Annotated in this window: 23 protein-coding genes; 6 read left to right on the top strand and 17 right to left on the bottom strand. The window is 62.8% G+C overall.

The features are described 5' to 3' along the window. Nucleotides 1-2 precede the first annotated feature (2 nt). The 8 genes from eutC to XB14_RS26625 all read right to left on the bottom strand — a co-directional run bounded on the left by eutC (nt 3) and on the right by XB14_RS26625 (nt 7,411). Nucleotides 3-995 (bottom strand): ectoine utilization protein EutC, encoded by a 993-nt coding sequence (gene eutC, locus XB14_RS26660; RefSeq protein ID WP_077966179.1) that lies wholly within the window; start codon nt 993-995, stop codon nt 3-5. Beyond that, nucleotides 992-1,993, bottom strand: coding sequence for a hydroxyectoine utilization dehydratase EutB (gene eutB / locus XB14_RS26655; protein ID WP_077966177.1), 1,002 nt, complete (start codon nt 1,991-1,993; stop codon nt 992-994). Before eutB ends, eutC begins: the two co-directional genes overlap by 4 nt. Nucleotides 1,994-1,996: 3 nt before the next feature. After that, nucleotides 1,997-2,773, bottom strand: coding sequence for an ectoine utilization protein EutA (eutA, locus tag XB14_RS26650; RefSeq protein ID WP_077966175.1), 777 nt, complete (start codon nt 2,771-2,773; stop codon nt 1,997-1,999). After that, entirely contained in the window at nt 2,773-3,435 is a 663-nt protein-coding gene (ehuD, locus tag XB14_RS26645) for an ectoine/hydroxyectoine ABC transporter permease subunit EhuD (protein WP_077966174.1), read from the bottom strand. Before ehuD ends, eutA begins: the two co-directional genes overlap by 1 nt. Before the next feature lie 2 nt (nt 3,436-3,437). Next, complete coding sequence (gene ehuC / locus XB14_RS26640) at nt 3,438-4,097, bottom strand: ectoine/hydroxyectoine ABC transporter permease subunit EhuC (protein WP_077966172.1); 660 nt, start codon at nt 4,095-4,097, stop codon at nt 3,438-3,440. Nucleotides 4,098-4,166: 69 nt separating this feature from the next. After that, nucleotides 4,167-5,009: an ectoine/hydroxyectoine ABC transporter substrate-binding protein EhuB gene (gene ehuB / locus XB14_RS26635; protein ID WP_077966170.1), complete on the bottom strand. Its 843-nt coding sequence runs from the start codon at nt 5,007-5,009 to the stop codon at nt 4,167-4,169. A 72-nt stretch (nt 5,010-5,081) separates the two neighbouring features. Beyond that, nucleotides 5,082-5,867, bottom strand: coding sequence for an ectoine/hydroxyectoine ABC transporter ATP-binding protein EhuA (gene ehuA, locus XB14_RS26630; RefSeq protein WP_077966160.1), 786 nt, complete (start codon nt 5,865-5,867; stop codon nt 5,082-5,084). 122 nt (nt 5,868-5,989) lie between these two features. Further along, nucleotides 5,990-7,411 (bottom strand): PLP-dependent aminotransferase family protein, encoded by a 1,422-nt coding sequence (locus tag XB14_RS26625; protein ID WP_234804191.1) that lies wholly within the window; start codon nt 7,409-7,411, stop codon nt 5,990-5,992. A 67-nt stretch (nt 7,412-7,478) separates the two neighbouring features. Here XB14_RS26625 and XB14_RS26620 point away from each other — a divergent pair, with 67 nt between their 5' ends. The 3 genes from XB14_RS26620 (at nt 7,479) to XB14_RS26610 (ending at nt 10,986) form a co-directional block, all read left to right on the top strand. Continuing rightward, nucleotides 7,479-7,961, top strand: a complete 483-nt coding sequence (locus XB14_RS26620) for an Lrp/AsnC family transcriptional regulator (RefSeq protein WP_077967759.1) — start codon at nt 7,479-7,481, stop codon at nt 7,959-7,961. A 118-nt stretch (nt 7,962-8,079) separates the two neighbouring features. Further along, the gene (locus XB14_RS26615; RefSeq protein ID WP_077966158.1) at nt 8,080-9,576 is read left to right on the top strand and encodes an NAD-dependent succinate-semialdehyde dehydrogenase; all 1,497 of its coding nucleotides are present in this window, start codon (nt 8,080-8,082) and stop codon (nt 9,574-9,576) included. Between the two features lie 36 nt (nt 9,577-9,612). Continuing rightward, nucleotides 9,613-10,986 carry an aspartate aminotransferase family protein gene (locus XB14_RS26610; RefSeq protein ID WP_077966156.1) on the top strand — a complete coding sequence of 458 codons (1,374 nt, stop codon included), beginning with the start codon at nt 9,613-9,615 and terminating at the stop codon, nt 10,984-10,986. A 193-nt stretch (nt 10,987-11,179) separates the two neighbouring features. Here XB14_RS26610 and XB14_RS26605 read toward each other — a convergent pair whose 3' ends face one another. Further along, nucleotides 11,180-12,421 (bottom strand): MFS transporter, encoded by a 1,242-nt coding sequence (locus XB14_RS26605; RefSeq protein WP_077966154.1) that lies wholly within the window; start codon nt 12,419-12,421, stop codon nt 11,180-11,182. Nucleotides 12,422-12,436: 15 nt separating this feature from the next. After that, nucleotides 12,437-13,846 carry an amidase gene (locus XB14_RS26600; RefSeq protein WP_327327407.1) on the bottom strand — a complete coding sequence of 470 codons (1,410 nt, stop codon included), beginning with the start codon at nt 13,844-13,846 and terminating at the stop codon, nt 12,437-12,439. A 173-nt stretch (nt 13,847-14,019) separates the two neighbouring features. Here XB14_RS26600 and gcvA point away from each other — a divergent pair, with 173 nt between their 5' ends. Together gcvA and XB14_RS26590 are read left to right on the top strand one after the other, a co-directional pair. Continuing rightward, nucleotides 14,020-14,952 (top strand): transcriptional regulator GcvA, encoded by a 933-nt coding sequence (gene gcvA, locus XB14_RS26595; RefSeq protein WP_077966152.1) that lies wholly within the window; start codon nt 14,020-14,022, stop codon nt 14,950-14,952. Between the two features lie 349 nt (nt 14,953-15,301). Continuing rightward, complete coding sequence (locus XB14_RS26590) at nt 15,302-15,550, top strand: DUF982 domain-containing protein (protein ID WP_077966150.1); 249 nt, start codon at nt 15,302-15,304, stop codon at nt 15,548-15,550. Between the two features lie 35 nt (nt 15,551-15,585). Here the strand turns inward: XB14_RS26590 and XB14_RS26585 are convergent, their stop codons facing one another. The 7 genes from XB14_RS26585 to XB14_RS26555 form a co-directional block, all read right to left on the bottom strand. Beyond that, nucleotides 15,586-16,977 carry a molybdopterin-dependent oxidoreductase gene (locus XB14_RS26585; protein WP_077966148.1) on the bottom strand — a complete coding sequence of 464 codons (1,392 nt, stop codon included), beginning with the start codon at nt 16,975-16,977 and terminating at the stop codon, nt 15,586-15,588. A gap of 424 nt (nt 16,978-17,401) precedes the next feature. Further along, the gene (locus tag XB14_RS26580; protein WP_077966146.1) at nt 17,402-18,190 is read right to left on the bottom strand and encodes an inositol monophosphatase family protein; all 789 of its coding nucleotides are present in this window, start codon (nt 18,188-18,190) and stop codon (nt 17,402-17,404) included. Next, nucleotides 18,187-19,218, bottom strand: coding sequence for a sugar phosphate isomerase/epimerase family protein (locus tag XB14_RS26575; protein WP_077966144.1), 1,032 nt, complete (start codon nt 19,216-19,218; stop codon nt 18,187-18,189). Before XB14_RS26575 ends, XB14_RS26580 begins: the two co-directional genes overlap by 4 nt. A 42-nt stretch (nt 19,219-19,260) precedes the next feature. Continuing rightward, entirely contained in the window at nt 19,261-20,319 is a 1,059-nt protein-coding gene (locus tag XB14_RS26570; RefSeq protein ID WP_077966142.1) for an ABC transporter ATP-binding protein, read from the bottom strand. Nucleotides 20,320-20,321: 2 nt separating this feature from the next. Beyond that, complete coding sequence (locus tag XB14_RS26565; protein WP_077966140.1) at nt 20,322-21,110, bottom strand: ABC transporter permease; 789 nt, start codon at nt 21,108-21,110, stop codon at nt 20,322-20,324. Further along, nucleotides 21,107-21,991: an ABC transporter permease gene (locus XB14_RS26560; protein WP_077966138.1), complete on the bottom strand. Its 885-nt coding sequence runs from the start codon at nt 21,989-21,991 to the stop codon at nt 21,107-21,109. Before XB14_RS26560 ends, XB14_RS26565 begins: the two co-directional genes overlap by 4 nt. Nucleotides 21,992-22,070: 79 nt before the next feature. Beyond that, on the bottom strand, nt 22,071-23,189 hold the full coding sequence (locus XB14_RS26555) for an ABC transporter substrate-binding protein (RefSeq protein WP_077966136.1): 1,119 nt from the start codon (nt 23,187-23,189) through the stop codon (nt 22,071-22,073). Between the two features lie 227 nt (nt 23,190-23,416). Here XB14_RS26555 and XB14_RS26550 point away from each other — a divergent pair, with 227 nt between their 5' ends. Further along, nucleotides 23,417-24,928, top strand: a complete 1,512-nt coding sequence (locus tag XB14_RS26550) for a PLP-dependent aminotransferase family protein (RefSeq protein WP_179119680.1) — start codon at nt 23,417-23,419, stop codon at nt 24,926-24,928. The last annotated feature ends 52 nt before the right edge of the window (nt 24,929-24,980 follow it).

Genomic DNA, 24,980 nt, shown 5'->3' with positions numbered 1-24,980 from the left:
TCTCAACTCTCGAAGATCGTGCCGGTGCCCGCCGACGCCGCGCGGGCGGCAGCAAGCGTGGCGATGGCCGTGTCCTGAATGCCCGTGCCGGTCAGATCCGCCACGGTTATCTCTTCGGGGCCGCTGCGGCCCGGTTTTCGCCCGGCGATGATCTCGCCGAGTTCGGGGAAGATCGTGCCCTCCGCGACGAGGCCCGCTTCGATGGCATGGTGCAGTTCGCCGAGCCTGCGCGTCTGCTTGAGGCTGTCGGCGACATAGAGGCTGGCGCCGGTAATCACGCCGGGCTCGATCTCATTTTTGTGCTCGGCATCCGAACCCATGGCCGTGACATGCTGGCCGGGCTGGAGCCATTCGGCGCGAAGCACCGGTGTCTCGGAGGGAGTGGTGGTGACGATGATATCGGCGCCGTCGACTGCCGCCCGGCCATCGGCTTCGCCGCGGACCGGAAAGCCTAGCCTTGCCGTCAGCTCCGCTGCCGCGGCCTTAGCCTTTGCGGCATCCCTTGCCCAGATGCGCGCCTCGCGGATCGGCCGCACCAGGCTTAAGGCCTCAAGCTGCAACCTTGCCTGCATGCCGGCGCCGAAGATGGCGGCGACCGCGGCATCCGGCCGTGAAAGATGTCGAGCGGCAACGGCGCCGGCGGCCGCCGTGCGCACATCCGTCAGGTAACCGTTGTCGAGCAGCACGGCCTCGACCAGGCCGGTCTTCGCCGAAAGCAGCACCATCAGGCCGTTGGTGCTCGGCAGCCCGATCTTCGGATTGTCGAAGAAGCCCGGGCTGATCTTGATGGCGAAACCGTCGAGGCCTGGCACGTAAGCCGTCTTCACATCGACCTCGCCGCGCGCTTCGGGAATGTCGAGCCTGAGGATCGGCGGCATCGCCACCGCCTTGGTGGCAAGCGCGTGGAATGCCTTCTCGACGCAGGCAATGGCGTCGAGATCGAGCGGCACGATGTGCCTGAGTTCCGCCTCGGTCAGGATTCTCATTGTCGTCATGCCGCTGCCTCCGCAAGCGGATCCACCCCGCCATTGATGACCCGTCGATGCAGGCCCATGTCGACATTGCGGCCGGAGAGGATCACCGCCACGGACCCCTCCAGCCGGCCAAGGCGGCCGGAAAGCAGGGCCGCGATGCCGACGGCCCCTGCCCCTTCGATCACCTCGCGCTCCTCGGCATAGGCGTGCCGCATGCCGGCGGCGATCTCGGCTTCGGAAAGCAGGATCACGTCGTCGAGCAGCGCCCGGCACATCTCGAAGGTCACGGCATTGTCGAGGCCGATGCCGCCGCCAAGGGAATCGGCAAGGCTCGCCACCTCCTCGACTTGCACCGGCCGCCCTGCGTCAAGGCTGGCCTTCATTGCAGCACCTCGATCCATGGTGAGCCCAATGACACGGGTCTTCGGTGACCGCCCTTTCACGGCTGCCGCGACACCGGCCGCAAGCCCGCCGCCAGAAAGCGGCACAAGCACCGTCGCCACTTCAGGCATTGCCTCAACGATCTCCAGACCGAGCGTGCCCTGCCCGGCGACAACCGCTCGATTGTCGAAGGGCGGCACCATCACGAGCCCGTTTTTGGCCACCAGCCGATCCACCTCGACCTGCGCCTCATCCTGCGACTTGCCGACGATACGGACATTGGCGCCAAGCCGGCGGATTTCCGACACCTTGTTGTCCGGCACGAGGCTCGACATGCAGATCGTCGCGACCGAGCCTTCGGCCTTGGCGGCATGAGCAAGCGCCCGGCCGTGATTGCCGGTCGAGGCGGCGACGAACCCCCTCGCCCGCTCTTCCGGTGTCAGCGAGAGCACGGCGTTCGTCGCGCCGCGCAGCTTGAAGCTTCCGGTCATCTGGTGGTGTTCGAGCTTGAGGCCGACGGGCACGCCACAGTGTTCAGAAAGCGCAGCGGAATGCACGAAAGACGTATGCAGCACCCGGCCCTCGATGCGCCGAGCCGCCTGTTCGATATCTGCCAAGGTCACGGCAAGGTTCGACATGGGCTACTGATCCGAATAGGCAAGCGTCATGAGACGGCCGAGTTCCGGCCGCGCCCTCTCGTCGCCGCAGAGGCGCAGGCAGGCCCAGGCGGTGGCAAGGTTGCTGGTGACGACGGGCTTGCCGATGGCGGCCTCGATCTCTGCCGCCACGCCGGCCGCCCGCACCGCCGTGCACGAGATGAAAAGCGCGTCGCTGTCTGGCGCCGTCGCTTGCTTCGCAAAGGCAACGATTTCGTCCGGAGAAATGCGCGCCATCTCCCGGTCGTCATTAAGACCAAGGCAAGTGAAGCGGGCGATGTCGAAGCCGAGCGACAGGAAATAGTCAGCCATCGGCTCGCTGGTCTCGATCGTGTAGGGCGTCAGCACCGAAATCCGCTTGGCCCCAAACGCCCTCAGGCCTGAGGCAGCCGCCGCAGTCGGCGTAACGACGGCGGCGCTTGGCTTGGCGACGCGCACGGCAGCCTTCACTTCGGCGTCGCCTATGACGACCGAGGCAGAGGTGCACGAATACATGACGACGTCGAGAGGCTCGTCCGGCAGGATCAGCGCGGCCGCCGATGTCAGCGAGGGCTGCATGGCGCGCAGGTTCTCTGGCGTCACCGGATTGGCGTAGGGAATGCGGGTCGTGTAGACGCCGATCCGCTCGCTTGCCACCATGCGATGGAAGTCCACTTCCGTGGTGTGGTCGGTCGCAAGAATAATCAGGCCGACGCGTTTTTCCAGCGGACGCTCATCCAGCTTCGGCGTGCGCGAGGCAAGTGTAAGATCGAGTGCTCGCATCAGCGTTCCTCCACTTGGGCATATCGTTCTTCCAGCCAGCGCAGGAAGACGACGGAGATCAGGCTCATGATCAGGAAGAAGATCCCGACCAGCGTCATCGGCTCGATATAGCGATAGCTGCTGTTGGCCACGCTTTTCGCCTGGTTCATCAGCTCAAGCACGGTGATGGCGGAGAGCAGAGGCGTCTCCTTGAACATGGCGATCAGGTAGTTGGCGAGCGCCGGGATCATGGGCGGGATCGCCTGCGGCAGGATGACGTGGATCCAGGTCTGGCGGCCGGTAAGATTCGTCGCCTTCGCCGCCTCCCATTGGCCGCGCGGCACGTTCTCGATGCCGGCGCGATAGACCTCGGCCGCATAGGTCCCATAGTGCAACCCAAGCCCGATGATGCCGGCGAGCATCGCCGGCAGACGGATGCCAATATCCGGCAACACGAAGAAGATAAAATAGAGCTGGACCAGCAGCGGCGTGCCGCGGATGAACTCCACGATGAAGCTGGTGGCCTTCGCAATCGGCTTAGGCGCGGTCATGCGCAGAATGGCAAAGACAAGGCCGATGACGGCGGCAAGTGCCGCGCCGAACACCGTCGCGAGAATGGTGATCTTCAGGCCCTCGAGAAGCGTCGGCATGATTTCCCAGACGAAATTCCAGTCCCATTCCATCGTCAGGTCCTCACGCCATCAAGGCCGCGGGTCACCCGGCGCTCCAGCCAGCGCATGCCGCTGGAGATGGCAAGCGCCATCAGGAAGTAGAGCACGAGGATCGTCGCGAAAGGAACAAGCGTACTGCCCGTCTGCGCGCGAACCACTTGCGCCTGGAACGTCATATCGGTGAGCGAGATCAGCGATACGACGGCTGTGGCCTTCAAGAGCTCGATTGCATTGTTGCAGAAGGTCGGCAGCATGAGCGGCAGGGCCTGGGGCAGGATGACATGACGCATCGACTGGTAGCGCGAGAGATTGAGCGCTATGCAGGCCTCGCGCTGCTCGCGGCCGATGGCCTTGACGGCGCCGCGCACAACCTCCGCCCCATAGGCTCCGACGTTCAGCCCCAGCGCCAGCACGCCGGCCTGAAGCGGCGACAGCGTGACGCCGGCAAACGGCAGCACGAAATAGACCCAGAAGAGCTGGACGAAGATCGACGTGCCGCGAAAAAACTCGATATAGGTGGTGGCGAGCGCACGAACCGCCAGGAAGCGGCTGACGCGTCCAAGACCCGCGGCGAACGCCATGACGAACGCAAGCAACGAGCCAAGCACGGTAAGCTCAATCGTCACGAGCGCGCCTTGAAGGATCAGCCCTATGTAACCGGACCAGTCGGTCATCGTTCTTCCATATACGAGGGAGCGGACTGCCTCTCCCCGATTTGGGAAGAGGCTGAATTGCAATGGCGCTTACTTGGCGGCGCAGAGCTTTTCGCGGGTCGTCGACATGGCGGCGGCGGCCGAGAAGCCATAGGGCTCGATGATCTTGGCAAACTCGCCCGATTGCTTGAGCTTTGCCAGTTCCACGTCGAAGGCATCGCGTAAGGCTTCCTCACCCTTCTTGAAGGCCGCGCCGTCGCAATAGACCGGAGCGCCTTCAACCGGCGCCACGACTTCAACGCTCGGATCGTTCGCCTTGGCGACAAGATCGTTGATCGACAACACCGGCAGCGAATAGACGTCGATACGGCCGTCCTGCAGCATCTTCAGGCCGCTCTGGCCATCCGGTACGACAATGACCCGATCGCGCGGGACGCCGGCTTCAAGCGCGAGCTTCTCTTCCGTGCCGCCACCTGGCGCGCCGATCTTGGCGTCCGGATTGTCGGCGATATCCTTGTAGCTCTTGAGCTTGAGCGGGTTGCCCTTCTTCAGTGCGAAGGCTTCCGCGTCACAAAGGATCGGCTCCGAATAGGCAACGGCGTTGCAACGTTCCGGCTTCATGAAAAGGCCGGCGGTGATGACATCGTGCCGACCGGCCTGAAGACCCGGGATCATCGCACCATATTCCGAGATCGAGGCGACGATGTCTTCGACGCCGAGGCGCTTGAAGACCTCGCGCGCCACATCCGGTGCGGCACCGGAAACCTTGCCGTCGGCGGCAACCGCCGTAAACGGCGGCTCGTTGGCGATGGCGACACGCGCGAAACCCTGTTCCTTCAGTTCCTCAAGTTTGCCGTCGGCCCATGCTGGTGCTGCGGCAACGATAGCCGTCAGGGCGCCTGCACTGGCGGTCATGGTCAAAAAGGTCCTCATGCTCATTGTTCCGAACTCCTCTGGCTGTCCCTGGTTTTTGTTTGGAGCCTTGTTTCCGTGCGGCAAGGCCGCTCAGACGCGGTGCCCTGCCGCGATGATCTTGCGTAGAAAGGTCTGCGTGCGCTCCTGCTTGGGCGCGCGGAAAATATCGTCCGGCCCGCCTTCCTCGACGATCTTGCCGCGGTCGAAAAAGAGGACCCGGTCGGCAAAATCATGGGCGAAGCCCATCTCATGCGTGACGAGCAGCATGGTCATGTCGGTCTCGACCGCGAGCTTGCGCATGACGTTCAGCACTTCTTCGACCAGTTCCGGGTCGAGTGCCGAAGTCACCTCGTCAAACAGCATGATCTTTGGCGAGAGAGCGAGCGCCCGGGCGATCGCAACGCGCTGCTTCTGTCCGCCGGACAATTGCGCAGGCATGCTCTTCGCCTTATCGGCCATGCCCACCATGTCGAGAAGCTCCATCGCCCGCTTCTCCGCCGTCGCCTTCGCCACGCCCTTTGTCAGCATCGGCGCCAACGTGACATTGTCGAGCACGCATTTGTGCGGGAAGAGGTTGAAGTGCTGGAAGACCATGCCGATCTTTTCGCGCATCTTGTGCAGATGGCGGTCGTCGGCGGGCGCGAGGCTGCCATTCTTCGGCATGTGGTAGAGCTGATCGCCGTCGACCTCGATATGGCCGCCGCTGATCGTCTCGAGCGTCATGAGAATGCGCAGGATCGTCGTCTTGCCTGAGCCGGAGGGGCCGATGAGCGCCAGCTTTTCGCCAGGCAGCACGTCCATCGACAGACCGTCGAGTACGGTCAGAGGACCGTAGCGCTTGGTGATGTTGTCGATGCGGATGATCGGCGCTGCCATGCATGTCTCTCCCTATTGAGACAAGTGATGGCGCAACGATGCGCGGCTATCAAAATCATGTCAATCCGAATAATAATATCAGTACAATTATTGCTGCGCTGCCCAATTGGCGAGCATTTCACTCAAATCGCGAGCAGCAGCGCTTCCGGATTTCCGCTGGCCAGCGAGGCGAGGATGCCGAGGCCTGTGCGCAATTCCTGCTCGGTCGTCGAGCCCAAGGAAATGCGCACAGCCGGCTGCCAGCCCTGATCTGCGGTGCGGAAGGACGAGCCTGGCGCGATCGCAACCCCGCGCAGACGCGCCTGAGAAACGAAGCCTTCTTCCGTATGCCCTTCCGGCAGCGGCAGCCACACATGCAGACTCTGCGGATGCGCGCAGTAGGGCAAACCTGCAAGCGCCTCCTGCGCGATGGCGTGGCGAACGCCAAGTGCCCGGCGCTGCCAGTTGACGAGTTCCATCGCCGTGCCGTCGCTGACCCAGAGCGTCGCGATCTCCGCGATCGAGGGCGTCGCCATCCAGTTTGAAACGAGATGGCGATTGGCAACAGCCGCGACATAGCGATCCGGCGCGGCCAGGTAGCCGATGCGCAGGCCCGGCACCGTGATCTTGGTGAAACTGGTGACGTAGAGGGTGCGCTCCGGCGCATAGACTGCGATCGGCGGCGCCCTACCTTCCACCAGCGGCCCCAGAATGTCGTTCTCGATGATCGCGATATCGTGGCGCCGTGCGACCTCGGCCAGCGCCTGCCGGCGCTCAGGCCCCATCAATGCGGCGGTCGGGTTGATCACCGACGGCTGGAGGAAGACAGCGCGGATAACGCCGGTGCGGCACGCCTCATCGAGCGCCTCGGGGATCATGCCTTCGCGATCGATCGGCAAACCCTCGAGATGAAGGCCGAGATAGCTGGAAAGCGGCACGAGCGTGTGGTGGCTGATCGCCTCCGTCGCAATGGTGGAACCGGGCGGAGCGACGCTCATCAGGGCCACCGTCATGCCCGAGGTAGCGCCATTCGTCAGGCTGATATTGAGCGGAGACACATCGAGACCGCACCGCGACAGCCACTCGGCCGCGACAGTGCGATGGCGCGGGAAAACCATGTTCGGCCGGAAGGAAAGCGCCGAACTCGACGGCAGGTTTTCCGCCAGCCACCCGAAGGCCTCGCGCATGCGCTCCAGATGAAGCTGCTCGCAGACGGGCTTCAGAATCGAGAGATCGACCAGCTCGCCAAGACGTTCGGGCAAATAGGGCGGTTCAGGCTCCTTCGGCCGTGTCTGCACGAAGGAGCCGCGACCGATCTCTCCGGAAATCAGTCCGCGACGGATCAGTTCGTCATAGGCGCGGCTGACGGTCTGCACCGACAGCTTCAGGTCGTCGGCGAGCTTGCGATGCGGCAAAAGCCGCGTCCCGTTCGGCAGATGACCTTCCTGGATGGCGCGGGCGATCTGCTCGGCGAGGGAGAGATAGGCCGGCCGGCGCAATTGGGATATGTCGGGTCGCCAATTTGTCATGATTTCAACAGTGCTGAAAATCAGTTCAATTGACAACGCCAAAATGGTTTCCCATTGTCTTTTCCTCCGCTTTGACACGATCCTCGCCCGGAGGGCGGCCCTCATGAAACTCGACGCCATCGACCTGCGCATTCTGGAGGCGATCCAGGAGAACGGGCGCATCACCAAGCTGGCGCTGGCGGAACGGGCGGGTCTCTCACCAACGCCCTGCTGGCTGCGCCTGCGCAAGCTTGAGAAGGCGGGCATCGTCGCGGGATATCATGCGCGTGTTGCCGTGCGACGCGTAGCACCCGTCGCCAGCGTGATGATGGAGGTGACGCTCGCCAACCATCGGCAAGCGGATTTCGAACGCTTCGAACGGGCGGTTGCCGCAACGCCTGAAATCGTCGCCTGCTGGTCGGTCGGCGGCGGCGTCGATTACATCCTGAAGATCATGGCGCGCGATATCGACGCCTACCAGCGCCTTGTCGACAGCCTGCTCGACCGCGAGCTCGGGATCGACCGCTACTTCACCTACATCGTCACCAAGACGGTGAAGGAGGAGACCGTGCTACCGCTCGAGACGTTGCTTCCCGCCTCCGAATAGAGAGATTGTCTACGGTCAGCCCTGCCTTTGGCCAAAGTCTCTGGCGCCGCCCTCGGCAATAGACAATCTGTTGCCCACCCTCTGGCAGACTTCCTCCAGACAACAAGAGGAGGCCGCCATGACCGCCGTTTTTGCCCGCACGACCTTTCACGACGCGCTTGCCCGCCTTGCAGATCCGCAGCTCCTACGGGAACTCGCCTACGTCGGCGGACGCTGGGTCTCCGGCCGTGACGGTGCAAGCTTCAAGGTGACCGATCCCGCCTCGTCGGCGACGCTCGCCTGGGTCGCGGCCCTTGACGCCGAGCAGACCGGAGAGGCCATCTCGGCTGCGAGCGACGCGCTGCCGGGTTGGCGCAGCCTCTTGCCGCAACAGCGCGCCAAGATCCTCCGCACGTGGCATGACCTGATGCTGGAGGCGCGCGAGGATCTGGCGCTCTTGATGACGCTGGAACAGGGCAAGCCGCTCGCCGAATCCCGCGGCGAGATCGACTATGCGGCATCCTTCGTCGAATGGTACGCGGAGGAAGGGAAACGTCTCAACGCCGAAGGCGTCACCTGCCACCTTCAGGGAGCCGAGATGATCGTGCGCCGGGAGGCGCTCGGTGTCGTCGGCATCGTGACCCCGTGGAATTTCCCCTCCGCCATGATCACCCGAAAGGCCGCAGCAGCCCTCGCCGCCGGCTGCACCGTGGTTGCGCATCCATCCAGCGAAACCCCGCTTTCAGCACTCGCCCTTGCCGAACTCGGCGAACGTGCCGGCATTCCGGCCGGCGTCTTCAATATCGTGACCGGGAATGCTGCCACAATCGTCGGCCGCATGAACGCCGATCCGCGCGTGCGCGCCATGAGCTTCACTGGATCGACGGACATCGGCAAGCTGATCGCCGGCCAGTGCGCTCAAACCATGAAGCGGCTGGTCATGGAGCTCGGCGGCCATGCGCCACTGATCGTCTTTGCCGATGCCGACATCGAGAAGGCTGCCGACATCGCAATGGCGGCGAAATTCGCCACATCCGGGCAGGATTGCCTCGCGGCGAACCGGATCTATGTCGAGCGTTCCGCACTCGCCGACTTCACGCGGGCCTTCCAGGCACGCATCGAAGCGCTGAAGGTTGCCTCTGGCCTTGAACCGGGCGCCGAGATCGGCCCGCTGATGCACGAGCGCGCGATCGCCAAGGTGGAAGGACAGGTCGCCGATGCGCTGGAGCGCGGGGCAAAGCTCCTGACCGGTGGCAAGCGCCACAAGGCAGGTGCTCTATTCTTCGAGCCGACCCTTTTGACGGATGTGCCCGACGATGCGCTTATCATGCGCGAAGAAACGTTCGGTCCGGTTGCCGCCGTCACCGTCTTCGACAGCGAGGACGAAGTGATCGCGCGGGCCAACAACACCGATTACGGCCTCGTCGCCTATGTCGTGACCGAGAATGGCGCGCGCCAGATGCGCCTTGGCCGCGCCCTCGAATACGGGATGGTTGCGATCAATCGCGTGAAGATCACCGGCGGCCCGATCCCCTTCGGCGGGTGGAAACAGTCGGGTCTCGGCCGGGAAGGTTCGCGCCACGGGATCGAGGCTTTCACCGACCTCAAATATCTCTGCATCGACACGGCGGCCTGAGCCCAGGCGCCAGATCCATACGTGAAAGGAAAGACCATGCTCGACAGAAGCAACGAACTGACCGCCTGGGACCGTGACCACTTCTTTCACCCGTCCACGAATATGGGCATGCATGCCCGCGGCGAGACGCCGACCCGTGTCATCGGTGGCGGCGAAGGGGTCTACATCGCCGATACGAGCGGCAGGACCAGCCTCGACGCCTTTGCCGGCCTCTATTGCGTCAATGTCGGCTACGGCCGGCAGAAGATCGCCGATGCGATCGCCGAGCAGGCGAAGAACCTCGCTTACTACCATTCCTATGTCGGCCATGGCACGGAAGCGTCGATCACGCTTTCGAAGATGATCATCGACCGCGCGCCCGAGGGCATGAGCCGCGTCTATTTCGGTCTTTCAGGCTCGGATGCCAACGAGACCAACATCAAGCTGATCTGGTACTACAACAACATCCTCGGCCGGCCAGAGAAGAAGAAGATCATCTCGCGCTGGCGCGGCTATCACGGCTCCGGAGTCATGACCGGTTCGCTGACCGGTCTGCATCTCTTCCACAATGCCTTCGACCTGCCGCGTGCGCCGATCCTGCACACGGAAGCGCCCTACTTCTTCCGCCGCCCGGACCGCTCGATGGACGAAGAGCAGTTCTCGCAATATTGCGCCGACAAACTTGAGGAAATGATCCTGGCCGAAGGCCCGGAGACCATTGCTGCCTTCATCGGCGAGCCGATCCTCGGCACAGGTGGCATCGTACCGCCGCCAAAGGGCTACTGGCGGAGGATCCAGGGCGTACTTGAAAAATACGACATCCTGCTCGTCGCCGACGAAGTGGTAACAGGGTTCGGCCGTCTCGGCACGATGTTCGGCTCTGACCACTACGGAATGAAACCCGACCTCATCACGATTGCAAAGGGCCTCACTTCGGCCTATGCGCCGCTTTCCGGCACGATCGTCTCGGACAAGATCTGGCAGGTTCTCGTTCAAGGCTCCGACGAACTGGGCGCCATCGGCCACGGCTGGACCTATTCCGCCCATCCGATATGCGCGGCTGCCGGTGTCGCCAACCTCGAACTGATCGACGAATTGGGCCTGGTTGAGAACGCCGGCAGCACCGGCGCCTATTTCCGTTCCGAACTTGCGAAAGCCCTTGGCGGCCATAAGCACGTGGGCGAGGTTCGCGGCGACGGGCTGATGGCCGCAATCGAGTTCGTCGAAGACAGGGACGACCGGGCCTTCTTCGACCCGGCAAGAAAGGTCGGCCCGCAGATCGCCGCTGCCCTGCTCGAACGCGGCGTCATCGGTCGCGCCATGCCGCAGGGCGACATCCTTGGCTTCGCGCCGCCGCTCTGCCTCACGAAGGAAGAGGCCGATATCGTCGTCAAGGCGGCCGCGGACGCGATCGCGTCTGTCCTCGGCTAAGCCTGGGAAACCCGAAGGACGGGACTTATCAAGACCGTGTGAGAACGCCTCCCTTACCTGCCCGGCCGCGCCAGCGACCGGGCAATGCCGACGATATCGGCCCGTGACGCGGCCTTGCCTTCGTCCTGAAGAGGCTCCCCGGAAGTTTCAAGACCTTCCTGTCCCAAAGGCATGCACACCAAACGCCTGGCTATCATCCGGAACACGTCCTGGGTTGGAGTCCGTTCGTCACGATTGCCACAAGCGCGGCCACCGCGTTGGCACCGCCACTGATCGCAATGGCCAGGGAGTAACTGTTGCTGGCGTCGTAGATAAAGCCAGCAAGGCTTGGGCCGATCAGCGTGCCGATTGCGACGCTCGTATAAAGAAGGCCAATTATCCCGCCGACATTGCGGCGACCGAAATGATCGGCAACCACGGCCGGCAGCACCGCAACCCAGCCGCCATAGAACAACCCGAATAGCAGGGCGAAGCCAGCAAGTGCCCACGGGCCGTCTGCGGCAGCCCAGACCCCAAGCGAAACCGCGATGCCCGCATACATCACGACCAGAAAGGTGTCCCGACCCAGACGATCGGCAAGGCCCCCGAGGCAGAAACGTCCCGCCGTGCTCCCAACGCCGATCGCGCTCAGGAGGAGGACGGCGACTGGGGGAGCAATCTGGTGGTCGATTGCAAATGGGACGAGATGAACAAACGGAACGAACACGCCGATCGCGCTCAACAGGCAAGCCACATACATGCCGGCAAATTGCGGCGTCCTTACCGCCTCCCGCACCGAAACCCCCTCCTTTGCCGCCGAGCTCACGGTGACTGGTTCGACCGTGGCACCGTCCGGCCGCAGTCCGCGTCGCCCCGGATCATCGTCGAGCAGAAGCGAGGCGCTGATGCCAACTATAGCGGCAGCCCCACCCAGCACGAGATAGGCGCCTCTCCAGCCGAATGTGGTGATCAACCATGTCGCCAGCGGCGGCATGACAAGCGTCCCGAGCCCGATACCGCTGACAGCAAGACCTGATGCCAGGCCACGGCGGGCGACAAACCAGCGCTGCACTGCCCCAAGGGCAGGCACATAGGCGCATCCCACTCCCAGACCTATGCCGAGCCCGTAGGCGGCATAGGCCTCTGCAAGGGTGCGCGCCTGGCCGACCAAGGCAAGGCCGAGACCGACAAGCGCCATGCCGACAACACAGAGTGATCTTGCTCCGAACCGATCCGCAAGAGGACCAGAAATCACGCCCAGGCAGAAGTACAAGAAACCTGCCAACGAAAAAACAAGCGAAACGGAGCCACGCGATGCCCCGAGATCCTGCTGCAACACGTCAATGAATGCACTGAAGGTATAGGCGCTACCAAAGCCCACGAATGTCACTGCAAATGTCGCGGCAACGACGACCCATCCGTAGAAAAGCCCCTGGCGTTGATGGAAAGCGTTCATGGTGTTTCCTTTTCCTCAGCCATGCCCGGGGTGTCTGTGGTGCCAAGTCGTGTGCTTCTGGAATGCAGCTCCGGCGCGTACCAGCTTCAGTTCCTGGAACTGCCCCGCCAAGAGTTGGAGCCCGATCGGCATTCCGTCCTTTGCCACGCCTGCAGGCAAAGTCAGCGCCGGATGGCCGCTCATATCGAGAGGACAGGTGTAGCGTTGCAGCCTGGCGATCAGATCCGGCTGCTCGCCAAGTGTTGCGATGGCGGCGAGCGTCAGCGGAGCGAACGGCTGAACTGGGGTCAGGATCAGATCGACCGTCGCAAACAGAGCTTCGACTTCATGACGGAAAATCGCGCGTCGCAGGAGGATCTGCTGATACTCCGCCTCTGAGACAGCTCTCCCCATTTCGATGACGCCTGCAAGAATGGGCCCGTATAACTCCCTGTTTTCTGCAAAGTCTCGCTCGTGAACAGCTGCCGCCTCCACAGCGCAGTTCGGCACCCAATCGGAAACGGCCTGGCTCACGTCCGGGAACCTTATCTCGACCATGAGCGCGCCGAGATCGAAAAAAACGGCGGCGGCAGCAGCGAGAGCGGCCTGCGTCTGGGGCTCCACATCCTCGCTGTTCCAACGTGGATCAAATCCTACCCGCAGACCGCCGATCCCGCCGCGCGAAGCCGAAGCGAGATCCGGTACTGACTGGGCGGCCGCGGTCGGGTCCCTCGGATCACTTCCTGCAATGGCGGCAAGCATGATCCCCGCATCCATGGCGCTTCGCGCAATCGTGCCGATGTGGTCGAGAGAAGGTGCGAGATCGAAGACGCCGTGGCGACTGACCCGTCCCCATGTTGGCTTGAGGCCCGTGACGCCGTTTGCGGCCGAGGGCCAGCGGATCGATCCGCCGGTGTCCGACGCAATCGCACCGAAACAAAGGCCCGCCGCCGCAGCGACAGCTGAACCGCTCGAGGAAATCCCGGTCCAGTAGTCCGCGTTCCACGGATTGACAGAAGGGGTTATTGCCGGATGGTAGTCCGAATAGGCGCCCTCGGTCATTTGCGTCTTGCCAATAATGATTGCGCCTGCTTGCCTGAGACGCCTGACGACGGTGGCGTCTTCGTCCGGTATGAAATCGCGATGGACGAGTGTCCCGGCCCGGCTTGGCACGCCTTCGACCCAGCACAGGTCTTTGACGGCAATGGGAACACCGTGCAGCGGGCCACGATGGCGTCCTGCCGCGATTTCCTCATCTGCCACTTTCGCCTGTTCCAGCGCGCTGGCGTCCATAACCTGCGCATAGGCATGGAGACCCGGCTCCAGGCGCGCAATGCGCGAAAGTTGAGCTTCGGTGACCGCAAACGAGGAAACGTCCCCTCTCCTGATCCTGTCTCCGACGTCCGTGAGGCTAAGCAAAGTGAGATCACCCGAAACCATCGCCATTCAATCTTTTCCTGACTGCGGATACCGCAAATACATTAGAAAATCTGTCTTTATCCGGTCGTTCCCTTGCCCAAATCTCACCAAGATAACGATACCGTGACGTGATAAAACACACTATAATCGGGCCACACAAACCAGATTTAATCAGCCTCATAACTTAGAAAATCTAAATCATGAGCCGTCACCTCCCCCCACTCAATGCACTGAAGGCATTTGAGGCAGCCGCGCGCCATCTCTCGGTCAAGATGGCGGCTGACGAGCTTTGCGTCACTCCGGGCGCCGTCAGCCAGATGCTCAAGTCGCTAGAGACACATCTCGGGGTGAAACTGTTCGAACGGGTGACACGCGGCATCTATCTGACGGATGCGGGCCGGGACTACCTGCCTGCCGTCCGCAATGCCTTTCGCCAGATTGCCGAAGCCTCGCGACGCATCACGGCATCCAACGACAACGGCATGCTGACCGTCAGCGTCACGCCTTTCTTTGCATCGGCCTGGCTTGTGCCACGCATGAAATCCTTTCAGGAAATCAACCCCGAAATCGATCTCCAAATCGTTGCAAGCAGCGCCCTTGCCGATTTCTCCCGCGGCAGCGTCGATGTCGCCGTCCGCCATGGTGTCGGCCGCTATCCGGGCTTGCGCAGTGACCATGTCGTGACCGTTGAGATGGTTGCCGTGGCAGCACCCGCTCTCGTCGATCGCCTCGGCGCCCCTCGATGCGCGGCTGATCTCGTCCGCTGGCCACATGTCCATGATGCTGACCGCAAGGGATGGAGCCTTTGGTTCCAGGCAAACGGCGTGGAGGAGTTCCGCTCTCCCCGCGGCCCGTCATTTGACGACAGCAGTCTAATTTTGAAGGCTATCCTGTCGGGTCAGGGCGCAGGGCTGTTGCCCGCTGCAATGATCGCAGCCGAACTCGCCGGCGGAGAATTGGTTCAGCTCTTGGATGCGGCTCTCATAGACGAGTTTGCCTATTACCTGGTGTGTCCCGAGCACGCCCAGAACAATCCAAAGATTGCAGTTTTCCGGAATTGGATACTGAATTTGGAGAAGGCGCAGCTGGCCGACGCTTCTGGCATGGCTCAGAGCAGCCGACATCTCGGGTGATGTGCGGGGAATGCCGATCGATGGCAAGGCCTCGGTACCGGACGCCACCGCCGCATCGTTAGACCAGCGGGTCAATTCGTCCGACTTCCATTGATCGCCAGTCGCGCCAGCAGGATCGCGACGATTAACGCGGCAGCAGCGTTGTAGCTCATGCCAGAGACGAAGGCCAAGGCGTAGCGCGCGGCCTCTCCTTATGGTGTGGCTCCAAGCGCCGCGCCGAAAAGGATGCCAACCGCTGCCGTGGACACCCCAGCCTCGTCGCCCTTCGGCGATCCTACCTGAACGCGCCCAAGGTGATTGGAACAAACCTTGAGCCTGGACGTTCCTCGCCGAATCGGAGGCGACGCAAATGCAGACCATCATCTGGGATCACCCCGTCAGACTCGGCGTGAGCGGCGAGCGCTGCATCAACGGGCCACAGGATGCCTTGCAGTATCTGAGCGAAGTGCCCCAAGGCGGCTGGTTCTTTGAACGGGCTAGAAATCGCTGCCGCGAGGCTCTGGAGCGCGGCGACGACCGTGGCCTCTCGCGAAAAGCCTTCATTGGCGCAGCAATCGAATCCTCGTTCCCGATTTTGGACGACAACATTCCAACCTAAACTGGACGTGGCTTTCGATACCCCCGGCAGCGGCTTCAGATGACTTGCGCTGTGACCGAGTGGATCGAGTTGTTGCCGTAGCCCAGACGGTTCCACTCAGCGTGCTCGGGCTGGGTCCGGCCCGCTGTGTCGGTGGCGCGCGCCCGCACGGTGAGTGGCCCCGTCTGCTCAAGTCGCGTGATCAGCTCCCACCACTGCCAGGCAGCTCGCCGCCGTTCGCCAACGAGGCGCGCCGCCCGCCACGGGCCGCCGTTCAGGCTGACGTCGACCCTCGATATGCTGCCTGCGCCAGACCATGCGACACCGCGGATCGCAATCTCGCCGCGCGGCAGTTTCTCGCCCTCGTCAGGCGAAGATATCAGCGCTCGCACGTTCATCAGCTTCACCGGCGCGCGCTCAGCTTGCCCGTTTCGCACCCAATGGTACCAGTACTTCTCCGCCTGATAGTACGCCCCGCAGGGCTTGTCGGTAACGACGATCTCCGTCAGCCACTTGACGGATGCCACCGCATACCAACCGGGTACGATCAGCCGCAATGGATAGCCATGAGGTCGCGATAGCGGCTCGCCGTTCATCTCGTAGGCAAGAAGCGCATCCGTCTCGCGAACCTGGTCCAGGCTGAGGCCGCGCTCGAAACGAACTGGCGTGCCGTGCCCGCCGACGACACCGCTGTCGGCACCGCGGAAGGTGAGTTCCGACGCCCCGGGTCTAAGGCCCGCGCGCTCAAGCACTTCCGTCAGGCGAACACCGGTCCACTCGGCGGTGCTGACGGCGCCCAGCCCCCAGGGTTCTCCGGGCACGGCCGGATCGAACAGGCTGCGACCGTTGCCAGCGCATTCCAGTGTCACCACCTGGCTCTCCGCATGAAGATTGTGAAGCTCCCTCATGCTCAGGTTCAGCGGCCTTTCGACCAGCCCGCCGATCGAAAGCCGGTAGCTGTCGCTGCCGACCTTCGGAATATCGAAGTGGTTCCGCAGGTAAAACCGACCGTTCGGCATTACGGCACCGCCTGCAAGGCCCGGCACCGAGGTCTCGCCGTTCAACGGATTGACGCTGTGGATGAGAATGCCAGCCTCAATGGCATCCTGGCAGGCATCTGCTGGGTCGAGAAACTCTGGAGAAGCGTCCACGGGACGCCCATCGCCGCCGCTCGAAACCATCGCAGCGCAGGTCATCGCTGCCGTCACTTCGACGTTGCCGATTTGTCGGAGAGGCGCCAGAAAAGCCTGAAGGACAGCCTCATCCGCTGCCTCGACAATCAAGAACAGTGAATTTGAACCCTGTGCGACGGCCTCCCCCTTGATCAGCACCCCGTGGCGAGCAGCGCTCGACAGGCTCAAATGGTTCAACAGCATCACACCCCTGGCCGGATCGCCCGCGGGACAGGTTTCCGCCGAATGCTGATGGTTCACAATAAACAAAGGCAATGGCACCTCCATGCTCAGGAACCGTCGAGTCGATCTGAAATGATCAGTGGTGGTCCTTCGGCCACGTCGAACCACCGGCACCACAGTAGATCACTTCACCTCGCATCATCAGATAGAACCGCGGCTCCTCCCGGCGAGGACCAGACAAGCATCGGCATGCAATTTATAATGCGCAAGCTTCGCTCACGCCCGATATCATTGCAAAGAACTGCTCGCAGATTGAAGCCGCCAGCTGTCCTTCTGGTCCTCAACGACATCGAGACCGTCAAGCTCAGGAAGTCACCCAGAAGTTCTGCGAGCCGACCGCCGCTCGTGCCCACGCGAGTATTGTTTGCTGGCGGACAGTATGGCTTGCGCGGTGGCCGGCAACTGCAGTCGGATGCGCCCGATCAGGAATTGATACAGCGGTCCGTTCGCCTGTTCTTCATAGTCGGCAAAGGATCTCTACGGCGGCCCGATGGAGCTCGCCGTTTGCAGCCATCAAAACGGTTTCGTACCGCGTCGCATCCGTAAGAGGTTGTCCATCCCAGTCGGAAACGACGCCGCCTGCAGCCAGGATGATGGGCATCTGTGGGAGGATGTCGTAGTCGAAAACGTTGCTTTCGATGAGCAGATCGATACCGCCCAGCGCCAGCAGCCCGGCCGCGTAGCAATCGTGAGAAATGCGGGTGAAACGCACTTTGGCAGTCAACGCGTCGAAGCGCTCGTGGCCTGCCCGGTCGAACTGCTCAAGGGCTGAGGTGTAAAGGATCGCCTCACCGAGTGCTGTCTTTTCGCTGGTGCGGATCGGCTCCTCGTTGAGGGTCGCCGAAGGGCCCATCCCGAGCCACCGTTCGCCCGTGATCGGCTGATTGATCATGCCGAGGACAGGTTTGCCGCGATGGAGCAATGCGATCTGCGTGCCGAAGGCGAGCGAGCCGGAGATGAAGGACTTCGTGCCGTCGATCGGGTCCAGCACCCAGACCCATTCGGCGTCCGTTCGGCATGCGCCGAATTCTTCGCCCCTGATCCCGTGATCGGGAAACTGCGCTTCGATCATCCGCCGCATCGTGGCCTCGGCGTCGCGGTCGGCAATGGTGACGGGGCTGGCGTCGGCCTTGGTGTCGACCATAACGCGCTTGCGAAAGTGCGGACGGATCACACTCGCTGCGGCATCGGCCATGGCGTGCGCAAGAGCCAGGAAGGACGGCGAGCAGTCAGGCTCATGGGTCATCGTTCGATCCTCTCAGCTTCGGCAGCAATCTGATTGAGCATGGTTCTTACAGTTTCGAGCTGCCGATGAGCGGCAATGGCCTCTTGGCGCAGCCGCGCGCCAAGGTCGCTGGTCCCGATGTCCGTGAAACTCGCCGAGCGGGCAGCGATGAACGGGTCGCTCCCCTCCGAGGGGAAGCGCAGGGCGGGCGCGAAATAGCCCTCCTCTTCCTCCAGCCCGAAGCTTAAGACCTGCGGCCGGTCCCGGCCGAGCAGAAGCAGGTCCACAAGCATCGCATGCAGCGGCAGATGGCCGGTACCTGTTTGGCAGGCGAGGTGCGCCCAGCCGTCGCGATCTTGCTGGACGAGGCAGTCTTTGACATGCACTTCGGTCACATAGGGTGCCTGTGCGGCAAGCGCCGGCAACGGCAGCTCATAGGCATTGATCATGTTGCCGAAGTCGAACAGCAGGCCGAGGCGCGGATTGGCGACCGCCTTCACGATGCCGATCAGTTCCTCCGACTTCAGGTCCTCGTGCTGTTCGAGCGTAAAGCGCAGCCGGCCTTCGGGGTCGAAGCTCTCCAGTCGCCGCAGATCAGCAATCGTTTGTGAGACAATTTCCGAGACGCGTCCCTCGTAGCGCGGATAGCAACGCAGCGACGTCGCGCCGGTGGCAAGCGCAATACGCACCGCATCCGAGAGGCCCGCCGCCTCCGTCGTGCTGGTCTCCACATGCAGTTCCAGTCCGTACCGTGCTACCGCCACGCCATAATCAGAAAGCGCTGCGTCTGACATACGGGCGAGACTGGCCGCCTCGCCATCCTCGACATGGACCTTGAGGCCGACGAGCCGCTGCTCATAGGCGAATTCGGCAAGCTGCAGCGGTGTCACTCCGCCGAAACGCATGCTGAGATGAAAAGCATAGGCGTGCGCGAACAGCGGCGCGTTGCGCGCCCGCTCCGCCAGCCGGGCGCGGGCCGAGCCGGAAAGGGTGGCTATTTTCGCGCGCCAGTCCGGCGACGACAGATCGTCATACATCGTTTCGGTCAAAGAGCCGGCTCCTTCACAGGCGACTTCAGAGCTGAGGGAACATCAGGCGGCAAGCACCAGAAGATCGCGATGCGGCAGGCTGACCTCTACGGTGGTGCCAACCGAGGGCGGCGGCCTGTCGGGCTGGTTGAACGTATCGAGCGAAACGAACTGGCCCGCGACCGCCACTCTGATGCGGATCACTGAACCGAGAAAATGCACTGCGGCAATTTCGCCGGATAGGACGACGCGATCGCTGTCGCCGCGCCCCAGTTCGACCGATTCCGGGCGCATCGCCAGGCTGATGCGCTCGCCGGGCCGACCATGAAGCGGCTGATCCAGCGCCACCGGTACACCACCAAGCCGCACCTTGCCGGTGGTCGCATCCAAGACGTCGGCGTCGAGAAGATTGAGCGTACCGACGAATTGCGCAACGAAGCGCGTCGCCGGCCGATTGTAGATCTCGAACGGCGTTCCGACCTGATCAGCGATGCCCTGGTGCATGACCACGACGCGATCCGAAATGGACAGTGCCTCCTCCTGGTCATGCGTCACGAAAATGGCGGTGATGCCGAGATCGCGCTGGATCCGACGGATCTCGTCACGCAGGCTAATGCGAACCTTCGCATCGAGGGCCGACAGCGGCTCATCGAGCAGCAGCACTTGCGGGCGCGGCGCCAGTGCGCGCGCAAGCGCCACGCGCTGCTGCTGGCCGCCGGAGAGCTGGAAGGGATAGCGCCCCCCGAGTTGAGGCAGGCCAATCAGATCCAGCATTTCACCGACGCGCCGTGCAATGGCCGCCTTGCCCTCGCCCGCAACCTTGAGGCCGAAGCCTATGTTTTCCGCCACCGTCAAATTTGGGAAAAGTGCATAGGACTGGAACACCATGCCGATATTGCGCCGGTTGGCCGGAAGCCCCGTCACCTCCCGTCCGTCGATGCGGATCGCGCCTGATGTCGGTGCCGCGAAGCCGGCGACCATGCGCAAAACCGTGGTCTTGCCGCAGCCGGACGGGCCGAGGAAGGAGACGAACTCCCCTTTCTCGATGTCGAGGTTGAAATCCTTGACGACACGGGTCGGGCCAAAGGATTTTTCCAGGTGCTGGATATCTAGGAAAGCCATGGTCAACGCCTCACGCTGGAGAATTTGGAGAAACGGGTGACAAGCTGGATCAGCGCCATACAGGCCCAGGTGATGGCGAAGGCGACAACGGCAAGCGCCGAGGGTTCGTAGGCGCGGTTTCCCCCCATCCAGACCATGTAAGGGCCGAACGAGCCGACATTGAGCAAGGCGGCAAAGACATATTCGCCGATGACGATCGCGAAGGTCAGGAAGGCGCCGGATAGCACCGAGACGAAGACGTTTGGCAGGATGACGACGGTAAGGATCCGCGTCCAGCCGGACCCCAGGCTCTGGGCCGCCTCCGTCAGGCTGCCGACATCGATGGTGCGCAGGCCCGTGTCGACGGAGCGATACATGTAGGGCAGCGACAGTGTCGCATAGCCGAACAGAATGAGGAGATTGGTACCCCACCAGCTTCCTGTGAGCGGCAGGACCGAGGATGTATTGTAGATGCGGATGTAGCCGAAGACGATGACGATCGGCGGAATGACCAGTGGCAGCAGCGTCAGGAACTCGACGACCGGGCGCAACCCGGGAAACCGCAGCCGGACAAAATAGGCCGTCGGCACGATGAGCAGGATTCCAAGAACGATCGTGAGCAAGGCCAGAACGACGGAGTAGCCGAAGGTTTGCTGGAACTGCGGATCGGCCAGAACGACGCGGTAAGCTTCGAAGCTGTAGCCATCGCGCTGCATGCGCATGGAGAAGTCAAACATGCCGACGAGCGGAAGGAGGAAATAGAGCCCGCCCAAAGCGACGGCGAGCCAGGACCAGAGACGCCTTTCCCTCATTTGACCCACCTTTCCGCGCGCATGCGCAGGAGGATATAGATTGCGTTGGCAATGGCGGTGAGAAGGATCATGGCAAAGGCGATCGCATAACCCAGATGCGGATCATTGAGCACGTCACCGCGGATCTGGGCGAACAGGACGATCGGCGCGATCGAGAGCGATGAGCCGGTCAGCGCAATGGCGGTCGCAACCGCTCCAAAGGCATTGGCGAAAAGCAAAGCCAGCGTGCCGAGAAGCGAGGGCCAGAGCACTGGCAACGCCACCAGTCGCCAATATTGAAAGCCGTTGGCGCCAAGGCTTTCGGCCGCCTCTCGCCATTCGCGACGCAACCCCTCCAGCGCCGGCGTGATGATCAACACCATCAGCGGGATCTGGAAATAGAGATAGGTGAGTGCAAGGCCGAGGAAGGAGACGATGTTGAAACCGGAGCCGTAGAGATTGATGCCGAACCAGTGGCGCAGCAGCATCGTCACGAAACCGAGGCGTCCGAGCGTTGCGATGAAGGCGAAGGCGAGCGGCACGCCGGCGAAATTCGAAGCGACGCCTGAGAAGGTCAGGATGGCATTGCGAAGGGGTCGCGGAAGGCCTCCGAGCGTGATGGCGGCGGCAATGAGGAAGCCGAACAGACACCCGAGCGCCGCTGTCAGCAGGCTGAGCTCGATCGAGATCCAGAAGGCCGATCGTATCGAGGGCGTAAGAAGCTTGCCGAGGTTTTCGAGCGTCACCTGTCCCTCGGCGTTGCGGAACGCGCCGAGCACGATGTTGAGCGTGGGCAGGATGAGGAACAGCGTGGCGAAGACGAAGAAGGGGGCGACTCCGAACCAGCTGAGAACCTGTCGTGGCCGGAAGACGGCCGGCAGGGATGCGACGCTTGTCGTCATCGGATTTGTCCCTGGGAAAATTGCGCCAAAGGGGGCGAGAGGCGTCACGACCAGTGAAGCCTCTCTCTCAAGCGGAGGATTACTTCACGTTGGCGCCGACCACCTTGTCCCAGCCCTCGACGATCGCCGTCTTGTTGGCGGAAAGCTCGTCGACCGTCGGGAAGATCGCCTTTTCATAGGCTTCGGCAGGCGGCAGCTTGTCGAGCAGCTCCTGCGGGAACTTGCCGGCCTTCAACATGGCATTGAAGCGCGCCGGATGGCAGTAGCCCTTGAGCCAGCCGGTCTGGCCTTCGTCGGAATAGAGATACTCCATCCAGAGCTTGGCGGCGTTCGGATGCGGCGCGTAAGCCGAGATTGCCTGAACATAGACCCCGGCGACGACACCGCTTGCCGGTACGACGACGTCCATCGGCGGGTTGCCTTTCAACGCGTCACGCCAGGCGAGCAGATTGTAGTCCCAGGCGGCGACGATCGGCGTCTGCCCCTGCGCGATCGTGCCGGCCTTGCCGAGCACAGGCACGAAATTGCCGGATTTGTTCAGTTCCGCAAAGAGCTCCAGGCCCTTGCCGCCCGATTCCGCTCCGGGCTTGGCGCCTCGCGAGATGCATGCCGACATCAGCGCCAGGATCGCCTGTGCGGAAGACCGTGGATCGCCGGTGAGTGCGACGGCCCCGGCGTACTCCGACTTCGACAGATCCGACCAGTCGGCCGGTACGGTCTCAAGCAGATCCTTGTTCACACCGAAGGCCATGACGCCGTAGTAGTCGCCGTACCAATAGCCTTGCTCGTCCTTGATGTTTTCAGGAATTTCGTCCCAGGTCGCCACCTTGTAGGGTTGAAGGAGGCCCTCCTTGGCGGCAGCCGGCGCAAAAGCCAGGCCAAGATCGACGACGTCAGGCGCCTGCGAACCCGTGTTGCCCTTGTTTGCCCGGATGGCTTCCAACTCGTCGGCGGTACCGGCGTCAGGGTTCAGCTCGTTGACCTCGATGCCCGGATACTTCGCCTTGAAGCCGGCGATGACCTCGCCGTAGTTGCACCAGTCGTGCGGAAGCGCAATGACGGTCAACATGCCTTCCTTCGTTGCGGCAGCGACCAGCTCTTGCGATGCCTCAGCGTGGGCAAGACCCGGCAGGGCCGTCGCCAGGGCGAGTGTGAAGACGAAGGCGCGGCTGGTTGCGCGCGATAGAAGCTTGTTCATGAATTCCTCCTGTTGACCGTCGACGACGGATCGTGGGCGATGGCTGCTTTTTGTACTTGCATCCGGTCGTCGGCACCGCCGCCTGTCCCGGTTCCCCCGCACCTTGTCCGCGTCCTGCGAAGGGCTGCATCGGTGCGTTTTCGTGTAGGGACAGGATGTAACAATTGGACGACGAAGAAACGTCCATTATGGTGCATTCTACTGTACCAATTTTTGGAGGCGCACCGGTGGTCAAACAGCTTGAAGGGCCAATCCTGCCTTTCCTTCGCCTCGATGCGACAGTCGCCCTGCCGAAATTCCGCCAGGTGCAGGACCAATTGCGCATGGCGATCCTGAAAGGGCACCTGCGCGCCGGAACAAGGCTCCCCGCAAGCCGCATCCTTGCCGAGGAACTGGGGCTGTCGCGCCAGACGCTGGTGCGGGTGCTCGATAACTTGAAGGCGGAGGGCTATCTGGAGGCAAGACAGGGGGCCGGCACTTTCGTCTCGGCCGCCTTGCCGCGCCAACCGGCAAAGCCGCTGTCGATGCCCACCCGCCACGATGTCGCCGACCGCGCCCCGCCGCGGCTATCGCGAATTGGCGACCTGTCATGCCGGATGTCGGCCGATATCGGCCAAATGGAAGACAGGCCTTTCCTCCCCAACCGTCCGGCGCTCGACCGGTTTCCCTTCGCTGTCTGGAGGAAATGCTGGAACGCCGTGACGCGCGGCGGCAAGGCCGTGGCCATGGGCTATGGCGACGTCGCGGGCGAACTGGTGCTTCGCCAGAGGATCGCCGAATATCTGGCCCTGCACCGGCGAGATCCGTGCGATCCCGATCAGATCGTCATCACGCCCGGAGGCCATGCCGCCTTCACGCTTTCGGCTTTGGCGCTTGCCGATCCTGGCGACGGGATATGGTTCGAGGATCCGGGACCCGTGACCACCAGCAACCTGTTTCGCACGCTCGGGCTGCGGCTGTGTCCGGCCAATACCGATGCCGACGGCATGGATGTCGACGGCGCGATGGCTCGCTATCCCGACGCGCGGCTCGCCTTCGTCATGCCGTCGCGTCACCACCCGCTCGGCATCACCCTATCGCTGCCGCGCCGGCTCGCCCTGCTCGAATGGGCGAGGGCGAGCGACGCCTGGATCATCGAGGACGACTACGACAGCGAATTCCGCTACGACGGCGCGCCTTTGCCTTCGATGCGCTCCATCGACAGCGACGACCGGGTGATCTACGCGGGCAGTTTCAGCAAGGCGCTCTATCCGGGCATCCGCGTCGGCTTTCTCGTCCTGCCACCTCAACTCGTCGGGACATTTCGCACGCTCTCGGGGCTGATCCACCGCAGCGTTCCGGTGGAAACCCAGCTCGCGCTCGCCGAGTTCATCGGCGGCGGTCACTTTGCCAGCCATCTGCGCCGGATGCGCGGCCTTTACGCCGAGCGCCGCGAGGCTTTCATGTTAGCCGGGCGGGATGCGCTTGCCGGACTTGCCCGCATCGACTGCTCAGAAAGCGGACTTAACGCACTCGCCTGGCTGGACGGCGGCCGGGAAGACCAGGCCTCGCACCGTGCCGTGCTCGATGCAGGACTGCAATGCTATCCCCTGTCCGACTACACGATCGCCACGCCTCAGCCGGATGCGCTCATTCTGGGCTATGCCGGCGTTCCGGCGGATCGAATGAGGCCTCTTCTTTTCCGGCTGGCCGATGCGATCGCCCGATCGCAAGGCCGCATTGGGCGATCAGGCGGTTGAGGAGCCTTTCGACCGCCATGGCCCAATCCTCCGGGTCCTCGTCATCGCCGCG

The sequence above is a fragment of the Ensifer adhaerens genome, assembly GCF_002007205.1.
Lineage (GTDB): Bacteria > Pseudomonadota > Alphaproteobacteria > Rhizobiales > Rhizobiaceae > Ensifer > Ensifer adhaerens_D.
The sequence above is the reverse complement of the archived record's forward strand: the minus strand, read 5'-3'. Positions and strand labels throughout refer to the sequence as shown.

Excerpts from the sequence above, each read along its gene's own strand:
- eutC (WP_077966179.1), bottom strand. The coding sequence starts at position 995 with ATGACGACAATGAGAATCCTGACCGAGGCGGAACTCAGGCACATCGTG.
- eutB (WP_077966177.1), bottom strand. The coding sequence starts at position 1,993 with ATGTCGAACCTTGCCGTGACCTTGGCAGATATCGAACAGGCGGCTCGG.
- eutA (WP_077966175.1), bottom strand. The coding sequence starts at position 2,773 with ATGCGAGCACTCGATCTTACACTTGCCTCGCGCACGCCGAAGCTGGAT.
- ehuD (WP_077966174.1), bottom strand. The coding sequence starts at position 3,435 with ATGGAATGGGACTGGAATTTCGTCTGGGAAATCATGCCGACGCTTCTC.
- ehuC (WP_077966172.1), bottom strand. The coding sequence starts at position 4,097 with ATGACCGACTGGTCCGGTTACATAGGGCTGATCCTTCAAGGCGCGCTC.
- ehuB (WP_077966170.1), bottom strand. The coding sequence starts at position 5,009 with ATGAGGACCTTTTTGACCATGACCGCCAGTGCAGGCGCCCTGACGGCT.
- ehuA (WP_077966160.1), bottom strand. The coding sequence starts at position 5,867 with ATGGCAGCGCCGATCATCCGCATCGACAACATCACCAAGCGCTACGGT.
- XB14_RS26620 (WP_077967759.1), top strand. The coding sequence starts at position 7,479 with ATGAAACTCGACGCCATCGACCTGCGCATTCTGGAGGCGATCCAGGAG.
- XB14_RS26615 (WP_077966158.1), top strand. The coding sequence starts at position 8,080 with ATGACCGCCGTTTTTGCCCGCACGACCTTTCACGACGCGCTTGCCCGC.
- XB14_RS26610 (WP_077966156.1), top strand. The coding sequence starts at position 9,613 with ATGCTCGACAGAAGCAACGAACTGACCGCCTGGGACCGTGACCACTTC.
- XB14_RS26605 (WP_077966154.1), bottom strand. The coding sequence starts at position 12,421 with ATGAACGCTTTCCATCAACGCCAGGGGCTTTTCTACGGATGGGTCGTC.
- XB14_RS26600 (WP_327327407.1), bottom strand. The coding sequence starts at position 13,846 with ATGGCGATGGTTTCGGGTGATCTCACTTTGCTTAGCCTCACGGACGTC.
- gcvA (WP_077966152.1), top strand. The coding sequence starts at position 14,020 with ATGAGCCGTCACCTCCCCCCACTCAATGCACTGAAGGCATTTGAGGCA.
- XB14_RS26590 (WP_077966150.1), top strand. The coding sequence starts at position 15,302 with ATGCAGACCATCATCTGGGATCACCCCGTCAGACTCGGCGTGAGCGGC.
- XB14_RS26580 (WP_077966146.1), bottom strand. The coding sequence starts at position 18,190 with ATGACCCATGAGCCTGACTGCTCGCCGTCCTTCCTGGCTCTTGCGCAC.
- XB14_RS26570 (WP_077966142.1), bottom strand. The coding sequence starts at position 20,319 with ATGGCTTTCCTAGATATCCAGCACCTGGAAAAATCCTTTGGCCCGACC.
- XB14_RS26565 (WP_077966140.1), bottom strand. The coding sequence starts at position 21,110 with ATGAGGGAAAGGCGTCTCTGGTCCTGGCTCGCCGTCGCTTTGGGCGGG.
- XB14_RS26560 (WP_077966138.1), bottom strand. The coding sequence starts at position 21,991 with ATGACGACAAGCGTCGCATCCCTGCCGGCCGTCTTCCGGCCACGACAG.
- XB14_RS26555 (WP_077966136.1), bottom strand. The coding sequence starts at position 23,189 with ATGAACAAGCTTCTATCGCGCGCAACCAGCCGCGCCTTCGTCTTCACA.